14 protein-coding genes and 1 other RNA gene are annotated in these 13,944 nt (G+C 63.7%); 9 read left to right on the top strand and 6 right to left on the bottom strand.

Translation table 11 applies throughout. The features are described 5' to 3' along the window. Window positions 1-2 precede the first annotated feature (2 nt). The 4 genes from sdhA (at window position 3) to HUI96_RS04430 (ending at window position 4,448) form a co-directional block, all read left to right on the top strand. On the top strand, window positions 3-1,835 hold the full coding sequence (sdhA, locus tag HUI96_RS04445) for a succinate dehydrogenase flavoprotein subunit (protein WP_188253438.1): 1,833 nt from the start codon (window positions 3-5) through the stop codon (window positions 1,833-1,835). Between the two features lie 18 nt (window positions 1,836-1,853). Further along, the gene (locus HUI96_RS04440) at window positions 1,854-2,600 is read left to right on the top strand and encodes a sulfotransferase family 2 domain-containing protein (RefSeq protein ID WP_188253437.1); all 747 of its coding nucleotides are present in this window, start codon (window positions 1,854-1,856) and stop codon (window positions 2,598-2,600) included. Window positions 2,601-2,771: 171 nt separating this feature from the next. After that, window positions 2,772-3,551 (top strand): succinate dehydrogenase iron-sulfur subunit, encoded by a 780-nt coding sequence (locus HUI96_RS04435; RefSeq protein ID WP_188253436.1) that lies wholly within the window; start codon window positions 2,772-2,774, stop codon window positions 3,549-3,551. A gap of 258 nt (window positions 3,552-3,809) precedes the next feature. Beyond that, a complete protein-coding gene (locus HUI96_RS04430) occupies window positions 3,810-4,448 on the top strand; it encodes a YceH family protein (protein WP_188253435.1) in 639 nt (212 codons plus the stop codon). A gap of 24 nt (window positions 4,449-4,472) precedes the next feature. Here HUI96_RS04430 and HUI96_RS04425 read toward each other — a convergent pair whose 3' ends face one another. From HUI96_RS04425 to acs, 4 genes are all read right to left on the bottom strand, one after another. Beyond that, entirely contained in the window at window positions 4,473-4,898 is a 426-nt protein-coding gene (locus HUI96_RS04425; RefSeq protein ID WP_188253434.1) for an OsmC family protein, read from the bottom strand. Between the two features lie 172 nt (window positions 4,899-5,070). Further along, window positions 5,071-5,553: a YbaK/EbsC family protein gene (locus tag HUI96_RS04420; RefSeq protein WP_188253433.1), complete on the bottom strand. Its 483-nt coding sequence runs from the start codon at window positions 5,551-5,553 to the stop codon at window positions 5,071-5,073. Between the two features lie 308 nt (window positions 5,554-5,861). Continuing rightward, window positions 5,862-7,100, bottom strand: a complete 1,239-nt coding sequence (locus HUI96_RS04415; RefSeq protein ID WP_188253432.1) for a ubiquinone biosynthesis hydroxylase — start codon at window positions 7,098-7,100, stop codon at window positions 5,862-5,864. 43 nt (window positions 7,101-7,143) lie between these two features. Next, the gene (gene acs, locus HUI96_RS04410; protein WP_188253431.1) at window positions 7,144-9,099 is read right to left on the bottom strand and encodes an acetate--CoA ligase; all 1,956 of its coding nucleotides are present in this window, start codon (window positions 9,097-9,099) and stop codon (window positions 7,144-7,146) included. A 299-nt stretch (window positions 9,100-9,398) separates the two neighbouring features. Between acs and HUI96_RS04405 the strand changes: the two genes are divergently transcribed. Next, window positions 9,399-9,671 (top strand): usg protein, encoded by a 273-nt coding sequence (locus tag HUI96_RS04405; protein WP_188253430.1) that lies wholly within the window; start codon window positions 9,399-9,401, stop codon window positions 9,669-9,671. A 180-nt stretch (window positions 9,672-9,851) separates the two neighbouring features. On the opposite strand, the gene HUI96_RS04400 is transcribed toward HUI96_RS04405, so the two are convergent. Next, window positions 9,852-10,886 carry an aspartate-semialdehyde dehydrogenase gene (locus tag HUI96_RS04400; RefSeq protein ID WP_188253429.1) on the bottom strand — a complete coding sequence of 345 codons (1,035 nt, stop codon included), beginning with the start codon at window positions 10,884-10,886 and terminating at the stop codon, window positions 9,852-9,854. 350 nt (window positions 10,887-11,236) lie between these two features. Then, the gene (locus tag HUI96_RS04395) at window positions 11,237-11,587 is read right to left on the bottom strand and encodes a GNAT family N-acetyltransferase (protein WP_188253428.1); all 351 of its coding nucleotides are present in this window, start codon (window positions 11,585-11,587) and stop codon (window positions 11,237-11,239) included. Window positions 11,588-11,821: 234 nt separating this feature from the next. Here HUI96_RS04395 and ssrS point away from each other — a divergent pair. The 4 genes from ssrS to HUI96_RS04375 all read left to right on the top strand — a co-directional run bounded on the left by ssrS (window position 11,822) and on the right by HUI96_RS04375 (window position 13,896). Next, window positions 11,822-11,978: non-coding RNA, 6S RNA (gene ssrS / locus HUI96_RS04390), on the top strand. Between the two features lie 68 nt (window positions 11,979-12,046). Beyond that, window positions 12,047-12,631, top strand: coding sequence for a 5-formyltetrahydrofolate cyclo-ligase (locus HUI96_RS04385; protein ID WP_237683951.1), 585 nt, complete (start codon window positions 12,047-12,049; stop codon window positions 12,629-12,631). 96 nt (window positions 12,632-12,727) lie between these two features. Continuing rightward, on the top strand, window positions 12,728-13,069 hold the full coding sequence (locus HUI96_RS04380; RefSeq protein ID WP_188253426.1) for a helix-turn-helix domain-containing protein: 342 nt from the start codon (window positions 12,728-12,730) through the stop codon (window positions 13,067-13,069). Then, window positions 13,066-13,896 carry a TIGR00282 family metallophosphoesterase gene (locus HUI96_RS04375; protein ID WP_188253425.1) on the top strand — a complete coding sequence of 277 codons (831 nt, stop codon included), beginning with the start codon at window positions 13,066-13,068 and terminating at the stop codon, window positions 13,894-13,896. Before HUI96_RS04380 ends, HUI96_RS04375 begins: the two co-directional genes overlap by 4 nt. Window positions 13,897-13,944: the final 48 nt, after the last annotated feature.

Raw genomic sequence — 13,944 nt, 5'->3', positions numbered from 1 at the left:
GCTTGGCTGACGCGCACAAGAAGGCGGGCAGCGCCTATACCTATGTCGACCACAAATACGACGTGGTGGTGGTTGGTGCCGGCGGGGCCGGGCTTCGGGCCACCCTTGGCATGGCCGAGCAGGGCCTGAAGACCGCCTGCATCACAAAAGTCTTCCCGACCCGCTCGCACACAGTCGCCGCGCAGGGCGGCATTGCCGCCTCGCTGCAGAACATGGGCCCCGACAGTTGGCAGTGGCACATGTACGACACCGTAAAGGGTTCGGACTGGCTCGGCGACGTCGACGCGATGGAGTATCTGGCGCGCGAGGCGCCGGCCGCGGTCTACGAACTCGAGCACTACGGCGTGCCCTTCAGCCGGACCGAGGAAGGCAAGATCTACCAGCGTCCCTTCGGCGGCCACATGATGAATTTTGGGGATGGCCCGCCGGTGCAGCGCACCTGCGCGGCGGCAGACCGCACCGGCCATGCAATCCTGCACACGCTCTACGGCCAGGCGGTGCGGCACAGTGCCCAGTTCTTCGTCGAATATTTCGCGCTCGACCTGATCATGGAGCCGAGCGGCACCTGCACCGGCGTGGTTGCCTGGAATCTGGACGACGGCACGATCCACCGCTTCTCGGCCAAGATGGTGGTACTGGCGACGGGCGGCTACGGCCGCGCCTATTTCTCCGCCACGTCGGCCCACACCTGCACCGGCGACGGCGGCGGCATGGTGGCGCGCGCCGGCCTGCCGCTACAGGATATGGAGTTCGTGCAGTTCCACCCGACCGGCATCTACGGTGCCGGTTGCCTGATCACCGAAGGGGCTCGCGGCGAAGGCGGCTATCTCGTCAACTCCGAGGGCGAGCGCTTCATGGAGCGCTATGCGCCCTCCGCCAAGGATCTCGCCAGCCGCGACGTGGTCTCGCGCTGCATGACGATGGAGATCCGCGAGGGGCGCGGTGTGGGCAAGTTCAAGGACCACATCTACCTGCACCTCGACCATCTCGATCCGGCCGTTCTGCATGAGCGTCTGCCGGGGATCTCCGAGAGCGCCAAGATCTTCGCGGGCGTCGACGTCACCCGCGAGCCGATCCCGGTGCTGCCGACCGTGCACTACAACATGGGCGGCATCCCCACGAACTATTGGGGCGAGGCGCTCAACCCGACGGCCGACAATCCCGATCGCGTCACACCAGGCCTGATGGCGGTCGGCGAAGCGGGCTGCGCCTCCGTGCACGGCGCCAACCGGCTCGGCTCGAATTCGCTCATCGATCTCGTGGTATTCGGCCGCGCCGCCGCGATCCGCGCCGGCAAGGTGGTGGACCGCAACGCCCCGGTGCCCTCCGTCAACGAGCAGTCGGTCGAGAAGATCATGGACCGCTTCGACCGGCTGCGTCATGCCAACGGCTCTACCCCCACCGCCTTCCTGCGCGAGAAGATGCAGCGCGCCATGCAGGAGGACGCCGCCGTGTTCCGCACCCAGGAGACGCTGGAGAAAGGCTGTCGGCGCGTCTCCGAGATCTGGAGCGAATTGCCTGACCTGAAGGTCTTCGACCGCTCGATGATCTGGAACTCCGATCTGGTGGAGACGCTTGAACTCGAGAACCTGATGGCGAACGCCATCACCACTGTCTACAGCGCCGAGGCGCGCAAGGAGAGCCGCGGCGCCCACGCGCGCGAGGATTTCTCCGCGCGCGACGACGTGAACTGGCGCAAACACACGCTGGCGCGGCTCGCGCCGGACGGGACGGTTTCGCTCAGCTACCGGCCGGTGCACACAGAGACGATGCTGCCGGTCTCGGAGGGGGGCATCGACCCGGCCAAGATCGCACCAAAGGCGAGGGTGTATTGAGGAGGCAGGCCACCTGACATGGCGCTAAGGACCGGGGTCATCGTGGCACCAAAATACAAGCTCGCCTGCGTGCTTGTGCCCAAATGCGCAACGACGACGTTGATCGACCTTTTCGCGCGGATCCATGAGCGCCCAATGAAGGGAAAGGACAGGCACGACCTGCACTTCGTTCCTTATCAACCTCCGGTGAGGGCCGAAGAACCGGTCGTGATCCGCCTCGATAATTCGGATCTCCCGCGGTTGCGAGAGGAGCTCAATGATTATCTGTGGTTCACAGTTGTCCGCGACCCACACGAACGCATCGTCTCGAACTACGCAGACAAGCTCAACCGGTTCTGCCGGCGTTTCCGGCGTCCCATCTATGTCCGGGCCAAGCTGGTTCAATTCGTCCGCGGGCCGAAGGCCTGGAAGGACAGCAATTCGGTCGATGATTTCTACCAGTCTCACGTCGCCTTTTCAGAGTTCTTGGAATCGCTGATGAAGCATGGCATCGACTGGGATCCGCACTATCGTCTTCAGATCAGCTTTGTGCAGCAGGGCAAAGTGCAGTACGACGCCGTCCTCAGGCTCGAGAACCTCCGGGACTCCCTCGTAGATTTCCTGGAGACGCGCGGCATGCCCCAGCAGGTCGTCGACTGCGCTCGCACAATGCGGAAGCTAAATTCGGGACGCCGTTCCGGACCGGACGTTTATTCTCTCACCGAGCGGCCGAAGGTAGCACAGCTCTACAGGCCTGATTTCGAGGCCCTGGGATATCCGCCATGACGAACAGCGGCCACTCCACGCTCATCGCGAGCGCGATCATTTGTCTCGAAGCTCCCGCGCCCCGGCTTGAGATGGCCGGCCGATATGGTAGCGGACGTTACTCGGAACCCGCCGCCGGCCGTGGCCAGATTGAAACGCGCTTTATGTGCCGGTTTAATTCAGGGATCTCGCATGGTTGAACTAACCCTTCCGAAACACTCGCAGATCCGCCCCGGAAAGGTGTGGCCGAAGCCCGGGGGTGCGACGCGGCTGCGCGAGTACCGCATCTACCGCTGGTCGCCGGACGACGGCGAGAACCCGCGCGTCGACACCTACTATGTCGATCTCGATGACTGCGGGCCGATGGTTCTCGACGCGCTGCTGTGGATCAAGAACAAGATCGACCCGACGCTGACGCTACGCCGCTCCTGCCGCGAGGGCATCTGCGGCTCCTGCGCCATGAACATCGACGGCGGCAACACGCTCGCCTGCACCAAGGGCATGGACTCGATCGAAGGCGCCGTAAAGGTCTACCCGTTGCCGCATATGCCGGTGGTCAAGGACCTCGTGCCCGACCTAACGGTGCCATACGCGCAGCTCGCCTCGATCGACCCCTATCTCAAGACCGTCTCGCCCGAGCCGGCGAAGGAATGGCTGCAGAGCCATGAGGATCGCCAGAAGCTGGACGGGCTCTACGAGTGCATCCTGTGCTTCTGCTGCCAGACCTCGTGCCCGAGCTACTGGTGGAATGGCGAGCGCTATCTTGGCCCGGCCGTGCTGCTGCAGGCCTACCGCTGGCTGATCGACTCTCGCGATGAAGCGACCGGCGAACGGCTAGACAATCTCGAGGATCCGTTCCGGCTCTACCGCTGCCACACCATCATGAACTGCACGCAGACCTGCCCGAAGGGGCTCAACCCTGCCAAGGCGATCGCCGAGATCAAGAAGATGATGGTGGAGAGAAGGGTCTGAGGTTTCTTATTCGGGTGCGTCCTTCGACACTCGCTGCGCTCGCACCTGAGGCTGGGGGACCCTTTCGCCACCCCTCACCTTTTTCCCTCCCCGCACGCGGAGAGAGGGCGATCGGCACCATCGTGGGGGGCCCCTTGTCCCATTGACCGGGAGGACGGTCCCGGCGGGTTGAGAGGCGGTGCCGACAAGCCTCATCCTGAGGTGCTCGCGAAGCGAGCCTCGAAGGACGCAACCACATCTCAACGACGGTACTAGAACATGGCAGACGACCTCCCCCTCCTCTCCCCCGCCGAAGCGCGCGTACTCGGCTGCCTGATCGAGAAGAAGGAACTGACGCCCGACATCTATCCGATGACGCTGAATGCGCTGCAGTCGGCGGCCAACCAGAAGACCTCGCGCGATCCGGTCATGTCGCTGGAGCCGGCGGAGATCCACCGCGCGCTAAAGTCGCTGGCCGAGAAGGGGCTTGTTCGTCAGAGCTTCGCCTCCCGCGTCGACCGCTACGAGCACCAGATTGCGCAGCGGTTCTCGCTAACCCAGCAGCAGGTCGCCATCATAGGCCTGCTGCTGCTGCGTGGCCCGCAGACAGCCTACGAGCTCTTCTCGCGCAGCGAGCGCATGGCTCGCATGGCCTCAATCGAGGAGTTGAGGGATAATCTCGATCTCCTGAGCGGCCGCCGGCCCGCGCTGATCAAGCACATCGAGCGCGGCCCGGGGCAGCGCGAGGACCGCTATGCGCATCTGCTTGCGGGGGAGGTGCAGGTTGTCCCTGCCGCAACTCCGCGGCCGGCCGCCTTCGATGGGTCGCCCGAATTGGAGGCGCGCGTCAGAGCACTCGAAGAACAGGTGTCCGAGCTTCGGGCGCGCCTCGAAGAGCTTACGGGCGAGAGCCGCTAGGGCGCTCGCTCCGAGCGTCTGGCCTTATGCCAGCCTTGCGTCGAGCGAGACCTTGATCGCGCCCAGTGCGCGAGAGACCGGGCACTCGGCCTTGGCCTTTTCGGCCAGTTCCCTGAACTTCGCGTCATCGATGCCCGGCACAGTGCCGACCAACGTGATCGCGCTGCCCGTGATGCCGGTGCCGGGCACCAGCGTCACCACGGCCTTCGCGTCGAGCTTGTCGGCCGGCGTACCGTTCTCGGCCAGGAAATGCGAGAGCTGCATGGCGAAGCAGCCGGCGTGAGCGGCCGCGATCAGTTCTTCAGGATTAGTGCCGGACTGGCCGGATGCGTCTTCGAAGCGCGACTTGAACGAATAGGCAAGGCCCTTGAGCGCGCCGCTCTGGGTGTCCAACGTTCCGGTGCCATCCTTCAGATTGCCTTTCCAGACTGCGGTAGCGTTACGGTCCATGATCGAACTCCCTGGTTGAATGGCTGCCGCCCGGTGCGAGCCCGTCAACTATAGCGCGGAGAAACGCCAGGGCCACTCTCGAAGATGAAAGCCACGGCGCTCGCTTTGCCGGCGCGAGAGAAGAACGGAGAGGCGAGCAGAAACCTGCATGCCCGCGGCTGCCCGTCCTAGCTCACCCCATCGCTTCGGCAGGCGCCGCCTGGCAGACGTCGACCCACTTGGCGTCCGTCAGTTCGGCGAGCCGCTCTGGGCTCAAACGAACGGCGGCGTTGATGGCGCCGGCCGCCGGCACCACCTCGTCGAACTGCCTCAATGAGGCATCGCAAAAGACCGGCAGGGGTGCAGGAAGGCCGAAGGGGCAGACCCCGCCGACCGGATGGCTGGTCAACTCCACCACTTCCTCCGCCCCTAGCATGCGCGGCTTGGCGCCAAACATGTCCTTGAACTTCCTGTTGTCGAGTCGCGCCGTTCCGGCGGCGACCACCAGCATGACCTGTTCGCCGACGCACAGGCAAATCGTCTTGGCGATCTGCGCCGGCTCGACGCCATGCGCCTCGGCCGCAAGCGGCACCGTCGCCGAGCTTTTCTCGGTGATGATGACGTCGATGTCGGGGGCGTTTTGGACGAAAAAGGCGCGAACGGATTCGAGGGACATGAGGTCTTGTAGGCGGGCAAACCCTACGAAGCAACGGGGAGGGATTGTAGTGCGTCCTTCGAGGCTCGCCCGCGTACGAAGAAGATCCACCTTCTGCGACGTGCGGGCTCGCACCTCAGGACTTCCCCCCGCCGTGGCACAAGGTGGCCGAGGCGAGCAACGCGGACGCGCCGGGTGAATAGGGGGGAGAGCGGGGGAGCGATTAAAGGCGCACAACCTTCCTCATCCTGAGGTGCGAGCCCACACGGCGTTGATCTGAATTCACTGACCTAGGCGGGCGAGCCTCGAAGGACACACCAAATACCGACCTAGATCCCCTCCCCCCTCAGCAATCGCGGTGTGCCACTGGCCATTCCCGCTGCCTGGCGGATGAAATAATCCTTGAGCCGCGGCATGCGGTCGACCATGCCCAGTCCGATGTCCCGAATCGTGCGCAGCGGGGCAAAATCGTTTGAGAACAGTCGGTTCAGGACATCGGTGGTGATGCCCATCTGCAGCGTGTCGAAGCGGCGCCAGCGCTCGTAGCGCTGCAAAACGTCGAGCGCACCGATGTCGCGGCCGAGCCGGTCGGCCTCCACGATGGTCTCGGCAAGCGCGGCCGCGTCCTTGAAGCCGAGATTGAGCCCCTGCCCGGCGATCGGATGGATGCCGTGGGCGGCGTCGCCGGCAAGCGCGAAGCGTGGTTTGACGAAGTCGCGCGCCAGGGTCAGGCCGAGCGGCCAGGCGCGGGGCGTGCCCTCGACGTGGATCTCACCGAGCTTCAAGCCGAAGCGCTGCTCCAACTCCACCTCGAAGACCAGTTCGTCGGCAACCAGCCGTTCGGCATCCGCCGTGCTCTCCGTCCAGACGATGGACGAGCGGTTGCCCTTGAGCGGCAGGATGGCGAACGGGCCGGCGGGCAGGAAATGCTCCTCGGCCCGGCCGTGATGCGGCCGCTCATGCGCCACCGTGCAGACGATGCCGGACTGGCCGTACTCCCAATGCACTGTTCTGATGCCGGCCATCTCGCGCAGGCGCGATCTCACGCCGTCCGCGGCGACGAGCAGCGATGTCCGTATGATAACGCCATCGGCGAGATGCACGACGGATCTGCCCGAACCGGTCTGGAAGCTCGCGACCGCCACACCCTCAATGAGGTCGATGCCGAGTTCCCGCGCTCGCCGGCGCAGGCTTCCGTTCAGCACGACGTTCGCAACCATGTGCGCAAACGGCTCGCCTGCCCCCACGTCGCCGCCGAAGGTCAGGAAGACCGGGCGAACCGGGTCGCTGGAGCGCGAATCGGTGATGATCATTTCGTTGATCGGCTGCGCCTCCGGCTCGATCTCGGCCCAGCAGCCGAGATGGCGCAGCATTCGGGATGCCGCCGTGGCGACGGCAGAAGCGCGCGTGTCGCGCTGCCAGGCGCCTTCCGGTGCGGCGTCCACGATCGCGACCGAGAGGCTTGGCCGTGCCTGCTTGATAGCGACAGCAACCGCCAGGCCGACATAGCCGGCCCCAGCGATCAGAACGTCCAGCGAAGAATAGGGCTCGGCCGTTTCCGTCGGCATCAGCGCCTCCTTGATTTGAACAACCGGGCCCGTCCAGGCCAGATCAGCCCTTTTTGTTTTGACGGTTGGAGATCAGGTCGTCCACCACCGCCGGATCGGCCAAGGTCGAGGTATCGCCCAGCGTTCCGAAATCGTCCTCTGCGATCTTGCGCAAAATGCGGCGCATGATCTTGCCCGAACGCGTCTTCGGCAGGCTGGGCGAGAACTGGATCTTGTCGGGCGAGGCGATCGCGCCGATCTCCCGGCGAACATGGGCGACCAGTTCCTTGCGCAAGTCCTCCGACGGCACCTCGCCAGCCATCAGACTGACGTAGCAGTAGATGCCTTGCCCCTTGATGTCGTGTGGATAGCCCACAACCGCCGCCTCGGACACGGTCGGATGGCTGACCAGCGCCGATTCGACCTCGGCCGTTCCCATGCGATGGCCGGAGACGTTGATGACGTCGTCGACGCGGCCAGTGATCCAGTAGTAGCCGTCCTCGTCGCGCCGGCAGCCATCGCCGGTGAAGTACTTGCCCGTGTAGGTGGAGAAGTAGGTCTGGATGAAGCGCTCGTGGTCGCCATAGACGGTACGCATCTGACCGGGCCAGGAATCGACGATGCAGAGATTGCCGTCGGCCGCGCCTTCTAGCACATTGCCTTCATTGTCGACCAACTGTGGCTGCACACCGAAGAAGGGACGCGTCGCGGAACCGGGCTTCAGGTCCATCGCTCCGGGAAGCGGCGAGATCATGATGCCGCCCGTCTCGGTCTGCCACCAGGTGTCGACGACCGGGCAGCGGCCCTCGCCCACTACGTTGAAGTACCAGTTCCAGGCTTCCGGATTGATCGGCTCGCCAACCGTGCCCAGCGTGCGCAGCGACTGGCGCGAGGACTTCTTCACATGCTGATCGCCGGCGCCCATCAGGGCGCGGATTGCCGTCGGCGCCGTGTAGAAGATGTTCACCTGATGCTTGTCGATCACCTCCCAGAAGCGGGACGGCGACGGGTAGTTCGGCACGCCCTCGAACATCAGGGTGGTCGCGCCGTTGGAGAGAGGTCCGTAAACGATATAGCTGTGCCCGGTGACCCAGCCCACATCGGCGGTGCACCAGTAGATGTCCCCGTCATGATAGTCGAAGACGTACTGGTGGGTCATCGAGGCGAAGACGAGATAGCCGCCCGTCGTGTGAAGGACGCCCTTCGGCTTGCCGGTCGAGCCGGAGGTGTAGAGGATGAACAGCGGATCCTCCGCGTTCATTTGCTCAGGAGCGCATTCGGCCGGAACCGAGGCGACTTCGTCGTGATACCAGAGGTCGCGGCCATTCGCCCAGCCGACCTTGCCGCCCGTGCGGCGCACCACCAGCACGTTCTTCACCATAACGAAGTTCTTCGCGGCAATGTCGATCGCCCTGTCGGTGTTCTCCTTGAGCGGGATCGTCCTGCCGCCGCGCAGGCCCTCGTCGGCGGTGATCACGAAGGTCGACTCCGCATCGACGATGCGGCCGGCCAGCGAGTCCGGCGAAAAGCCGCCGAAGACGATGGAGTGGACTGCCCCGATGCGCGTGCAGGCGAGCATCGCATAGGCGGCTTCGGGGATCATCGGCATGTAGATGGTGACGCGGTCACCTTTCTTGACGCCATGCTTCTTCAGCACGTTGGCGAACCGGCAGACATGGTCGTGAAGCTCGCGATAGGTGATCTTTTTGTCGTCGTACGGATTGTCGCCTTCCCAGATGATGGCGACCTGGTCGCCCCGCTTTTCGAGATGCCGGTCGACGCAGTTGTAGGAGACGTTGGTGAGCCCGTCCTCGAACCACTTGATCGAGACGTCGCCGGAGAATGTCGTGTTCTTCACCTTGGTGTAGGGCCGGAACCAGTCGATGCGCTTGCCGTGCTCGCCCCAGAAGGCCTCGGGGCTCTCGACGCTCTCGGCGTACCACTGCTGGTAGGTCTTGTCGTCGATCAGGGCGCGCTTCTTCCACGCCGGCTGAACCCTGTGTGTCTGAACCTCGGACATCCACTCCTCCCGAAACCTGCTCACGCAACAGTGCGCGCGGACGCTTGCAGCCATAGCCGGCCCGCTGGTGATCGCATTATTATCAGATCGGCTGAAAGCGCAAAGCTAGACCAACGGTGCGCGTGGCGGCATAGCATCAACGCTGCCGATCTGATAGCAGCCGCGTCGATATGCTGCCAACATGCTGTTTTTGTTGACGGAACCCTGCCAGCGGAGGAAAGTTGTTAGTGCAGAAGTAACCGGAGCGCCAGACTGTTCTTCCGGGAGGACGGTTCGGCGCGAATCGAAGGGGGCCGTTGATGACAACCACTTCGGAAATGGAACTGATGCTGAAGGGCTACGGGCTGACCACGGCCAAGATCCTCTATCACCTTCCCGATCATCCGCACCTTCTGCAGACCTATGTCTGGCAGGATTTCGACCTCGCCCCGGACTTCCCGGTCCTCTTCAAGTTCCTCGACTTCTGGAAGAAGACGCTGGAAGGACCGCTTCACTCTGTCGCATACACGCACCGCCGCCTGATCGCGGCGCGCGAGTGGCGCAAGGTCGATGGCGAGCTTCTGCTGAATTGAGGATAAGGGGCGCTGCCCTCCCTCCCCCTTGAGGGAGGGTGGCCGCGATGCGGCCGGGAGGGGTGTAAGCGGCAGTGCGCCGGCCTCATAAAGGACATCAGGCTAGCGCGCCCTCAGAGGCGACCCCTCCCGGCTCGCCTACGGCTGACCACCTCCCCTCAAGGGGGAGGGAAGCCGGCGCTAGACCGCCTTCTTCTTAGGCTCGATCAGGCCCCTGGCGAGCAGCAGTTCGGCAATCTGCACAGTGTTCAGCGCCGCGCCCTTCCGCAGGTTGTCCGAAACGACCCACATCGAAAGCCCGTTCTCAACGGTCGAATCCTCGCGGATGCGGGAGATGTAGGTGGCATCCTCGCCGGCCGACTCGATCGGCGTGATGTAGCCGCCGTTCTCCCGCTTGTCGACGACGAGACAGCCCGGCGCGTCGCGCAGGATCTCGCGTGCCTCGTCGGCCGTGATCGGCTTTTCGAACTCGATGTTGACCGCCTCGGAATGGCCGATGAAGACCGGCACGCGCACGGCAGTGGCCGTCAGCTTGATCTTGGGGTCGAGCATCTTCTTGGTCTCGGCCACCATCTTCCACTCTTCCTTGGTGTAGCCGTCCTCCATGAAGACGTCGATGTGCGGGATGATGTTGAAGGCGATGCGCTTGGTGAACTTCTTCGCTTCGACCGGATCGGCGACGAAAACGGCGCGCGTCTGCTGGAAGAGCTCGTCCATGCCTTCCTTGCCGGCGCCCGAGACTGACTGGTAGGTCGCGACGACGACGCGCTTGATGGTGGCGGCGTCATGGAGCGGCTTCAGCGCGACCAGTAGCTGCGCCGTCGAGCAGTTCGGATTGGCGATGATGTTGCGCTTGGAAAAGCCGTCGATCGCGTCCGGGTTCACTTCCGGGACGATCAGCGGCACGTCGGCGTCGTAGCGCCAAGCCGACGAGTTGTCGATGACGACGCAGCCCTGCTTGCCGATCTTGGGCGACCATTCCTTGGAGACGTTGCCGCCGGCCGACATCAGGCAGATGTCGGTGTCGGAGAAGTCGTAGGTGTCGAGCGCCTTCACCTTCAGCGTCTTGTCGCCATAGGACACTTCCGTGCCCTGGCTCCTGCGCGAGGCCAGCGGCACCACCTCATCGGCCGGAAAGCCGCGCTCTTCGAGGATATTGAGCATTTCCCGGCCCACATTGCCCGTGGCGCCAGCGATCGCAACCTTGAAACCCATCTTCAGCTTACTCCTGTCCCTCTCCGCTCGCTTCTTGGAGAAAGCCCGCCGGCCGTTGCGGGCTCTTCACCCCCGGGCCAGACCCGGGAGAGGGTGAGCAGGCCAAGGGAAATCAGACCGTAGTGGTCGCTTTTTTGGCCTTGGTTTTGGTGAAGTCGGCGCACGCGCACGGTCGCCCGGCTACTTGGCCAGGGGCTTCCAATGAAAAGAGCGCCATCGAGTGGCCGCGCATGATCCGTCTTCCTTCGCGGCTCCCATGAGCGGAGTCCGCCGGCAATTCGCCCGCGCGTCTCTTTACGCGCTTCGCATGAATAGTCAATGAAGGCCCCCGCCGGCACGGCAGTAGTCGCTTAAGGAGCATTCCAGCGATAGTAGGTTACGGGTTCGCCGGTTCGTGGATGCGCAGCCTGACGAAGGACGATCAGACCGGCATTCTCATAGAAGCGCCGTGCCCTCGCATTCGCTGAACGTGTGAACAGCGTGAAACCGGCTGGCATGACCGCCTTTGCATGCGCCAGGAGCGCTTGGCCCACGCCACTCCCTATCGCCTCGGGCCGAACGAACAATTCATTGAGAACCGCCTCGTTCGGCTTCATTGCGACAAAACCAACAACATCGTTCTCGCGGACCGCGACCGTCACCCTCCAACCCCCGGCGAGTTCCAGGTCAACCTTTTGCCGGAGTTCCTGGAGGGTTGGCATGACGGGGGGCCCGACCCCGGGGCAGGCTTGCACTGCTGTGCCAGACCTCTGCAATCGCGTCATGATCCGCTTTGGTGGAGGGCCGGATCCGGCCCCCTGATTTTTCCCAGTCATGCCTTGGCTGATCAGAGTTCATGTTTTTGTGGGACCGACCGAGAAACGACTGTGATTGATATCATCGTTTCACCAAGCGCCCACTGGCAGCAGGCTTGCGCTCGGCTTATATTCGCCCTCGACGGTCTGGGCATCTCGGCAGGAGAGACATTTCCCCGGGGCCTTATCGATCTCGAAGGGAGTTGTCCCTGACTGGACCCGTGGGTCTGGTCACACGGCGCCCACCTACTTTGTAGGTTCCCGGGATCGACTTCTTCACCGGCTGCCTGGATCGTCGCTTCTCCATTCAATCGTAAGCTCGACATTGCCTGAAGCGCCGGTCCGTGACATTTCGGACCGATGGACATGTCTTACCGAGAACTCAAAAAGCGACTGAGGCAGGAGGCGCTCGCCCGCCGCGATGCGCTCGATCCGCAATGGCGCATAGAAGCCTCGCTTGGGATCGCCGAGGTCGCGGGGCGTGAAATCGACGCGGGACCGGGTGACGTGGTCTCGGCCTTCTGGACGATGCGGTCCGAGGTGGACACCCGCCCCCTGATGGCCGCCATGCGCGAGAAGGGCGCGCGCATTTGCCTGCCTGCGATCCTCGACAAGTCGACGATGATCTTCCGGGAACTGGTGCGGGGCGCGGATCTGGTCGACATGGGCTTCGGCACCTTCGGACCCGGGCCGGAAGCCGAAGTGCTCGATCCGAACATCATGCTTGTGCCGCTTGCGGCGTTTGACCCGCGCGGGCATCGCATCGGCTACGGGGCCGGCTATTACGACCGCTCCATCGAGCGTCTGCACGAAAAGGGCATGTCGCCGCGGCTGATCGGTATTGCGTTCGACTGCCAGGAGGTGCCGCAGGTGCCCGACGAGCCGCACGACGTGGTTCTTTCGGCCATCCTCACCGAGAGCGGATTGCGTGGATTTCGACAGCTTGACTGACCAGGTCCTCCGCATCACACTACGGAAGCTCCGTAGAGGGGCAGTGGAGTTTGGATAGTATGACAAAGGGCTGCGAGCAGCCTTGAAAAGCACATCATGATCGAGAACGGCCAGAATAGGCAGCACAAGCTCGAAGAAGTGCGCAAATTGGACGACGAAACCGTCGTTGCCAATGCGCTTACCGATCCCGATGCATTGCCATTGAGCAAGGAGTTCCTGGCGACGGCCCGCCGCAGTCCCAGAGTGAAAATCATTCGCCGCGTACTACATCTTACCCAAGAAGAATTTGCGAGCCGCTACATGATCCCGCTTGGAACTTTGCGCGACTGGGAACAGGGCAGGACGGAGCCGGATCAGGCGGCGCAGGCCTATCTTCATGTCATTGCGCAGGAGCCGGAGACCGTCGCGCGCGCCCTGGGGACGCGTAGCGCCGCATGAGACTCCTCTTTCTCGGCGATATGGTGGGACGCTCGGGGCGCACCGCGGTATGGGAGCGGCTCCCGGGCCTGATTTCCGATTTCCGGCTGGATTTCGTCATCGTCAACGGCGAGAACGCCGCCGGCGGCTTCGGCATCACTGAAGAGATCTTCAAGCTGACGCTGGCGGCAGGAGCGGACGTCGTCACGACCGGCAATCACGTCTGGGATCAGCGCGAAGCCCTCGAATTCTCGATGAGGGAAGAGCGCTTCCTACGGCCCGCCAATTTCCCGCGCGGCACGCCCGGGCGCGGCTCCGGCGTCTATCTCGCCCGCAACGGCGCACGCGTGCTCGTCTCCAACATCATGGGCCGAGTATTCATGAATCCCGATCTCGACGACCCCTTCCAGGCCGTCGAGCGGGAACTCGCCGCCTGTCCGCTCGGCGAGCAGGCGGACGCCGTCGTGATCGATTTCCACGCCGAGGCGACTTCCGAGAAGATGTGCTTCGCACATTTCGTCGACGGGCGCGCCAGCCTTGTGGTCGGCACTCACACGCACCAGCCGACGGCCGATCACCAGATCCTCAACGGCGGCACCGCTTATCTCACGGATGCCGGCATGTGCGGCGATTACGATTCCTCGCTCGGAATGGACAAGGAGGAACCGCTTAACCGCTTCCTCTCAAAGGTGCCGAAGGGCCGCTTCGAGGCGGCCGGCGGACCAGCGACGATCTGCGGCGTGGGCGTGGACATCTCCGACCGGACCGGCCTTGCGGAACGCATTGCACCGCTGCGACTTGGGCCGCGACTGGAAGAAACGGTGCCCTCTTTCTGGCAGGGGCGTTGACGCGCGCAGGAGGCCTACCTACCTCTGCCGCTACTTTACATACGTTCC

It is taken from the genome of Pseudaminobacter soli (ex Zhang et al. 2022) (genome assembly GCF_014595955.1).
Lineage (GTDB): Bacteria > Pseudomonadota > Alphaproteobacteria > Rhizobiales > Rhizobiaceae > Kumtagia > Kumtagia pseudosoli.
The sequence above is the reverse complement of the archived record's forward strand: the minus strand, read 5'-3'. Positions and strand labels throughout refer to the sequence as shown.

Excerpts from the sequence above, each read along its gene's own strand:
- HUI96_RS04440 (WP_188253437.1), top strand. The coding sequence starts at position 1,854 with ATGGCGCTAAGGACCGGGGTCATCGTGGCACCAAAATACAAGCTCGCC.
- HUI96_RS04435 (WP_188253436.1), top strand. The coding sequence starts at position 2,772 with ATGGTTGAACTAACCCTTCCGAAACACTCGCAGATCCGCCCCGGAAAG.
- HUI96_RS04430 (WP_188253435.1), top strand. The coding sequence starts at position 3,810 with ATGGCAGACGACCTCCCCCTCCTCTCCCCCGCCGAAGCGCGCGTACTC.
- HUI96_RS04425 (WP_188253434.1), bottom strand. The coding sequence starts at position 4,898 with ATGGACCGTAACGCTACCGCAGTCTGGAAAGGCAATCTGAAGGATGGC.
- HUI96_RS04420 (WP_188253433.1), bottom strand. The coding sequence starts at position 5,553 with ATGTCCCTCGAATCCGTTCGCGCCTTTTTCGTCCAAAACGCCCCCGAC.
- HUI96_RS04415 (WP_188253432.1), bottom strand. The coding sequence starts at position 7,100 with ATGCCGACGGAAACGGCCGAGCCCTATTCTTCGCTGGACGTTCTGATC.
- acs (WP_188253431.1), bottom strand. The coding sequence starts at position 9,099 with ATGTCCGAGGTTCAGACACACAGGGTTCAGCCGGCGTGGAAGAAGCGC.
- HUI96_RS04405 (WP_188253430.1), top strand. The coding sequence starts at position 9,399 with ATGACAACCACTTCGGAAATGGAACTGATGCTGAAGGGCTACGGGCTG.
- HUI96_RS04400 (WP_188253429.1), bottom strand. The coding sequence starts at position 10,886 with ATGGGTTTCAAGGTTGCGATCGCTGGCGCCACGGGCAATGTGGGCCGG.
- HUI96_RS04395 (WP_188253428.1), bottom strand. The coding sequence starts at position 11,587 with ATGCCAACCCTCCAGGAACTCCGGCAAAAGGTTGACCTGGAACTCGCC.
- HUI96_RS04385 (WP_237683951.1), top strand. The coding sequence starts at position 12,047 with ATGTCTTACCGAGAACTCAAAAAGCGACTGAGGCAGGAGGCGCTCGCC.
- HUI96_RS04380 (WP_188253426.1), top strand. The coding sequence starts at position 12,728 with ATGATCGAGAACGGCCAGAATAGGCAGCACAAGCTCGAAGAAGTGCGC.
- HUI96_RS04375 (WP_188253425.1), top strand. The coding sequence starts at position 13,066 with ATGAGACTCCTCTTTCTCGGCGATATGGTGGGACGCTCGGGGCGCACC.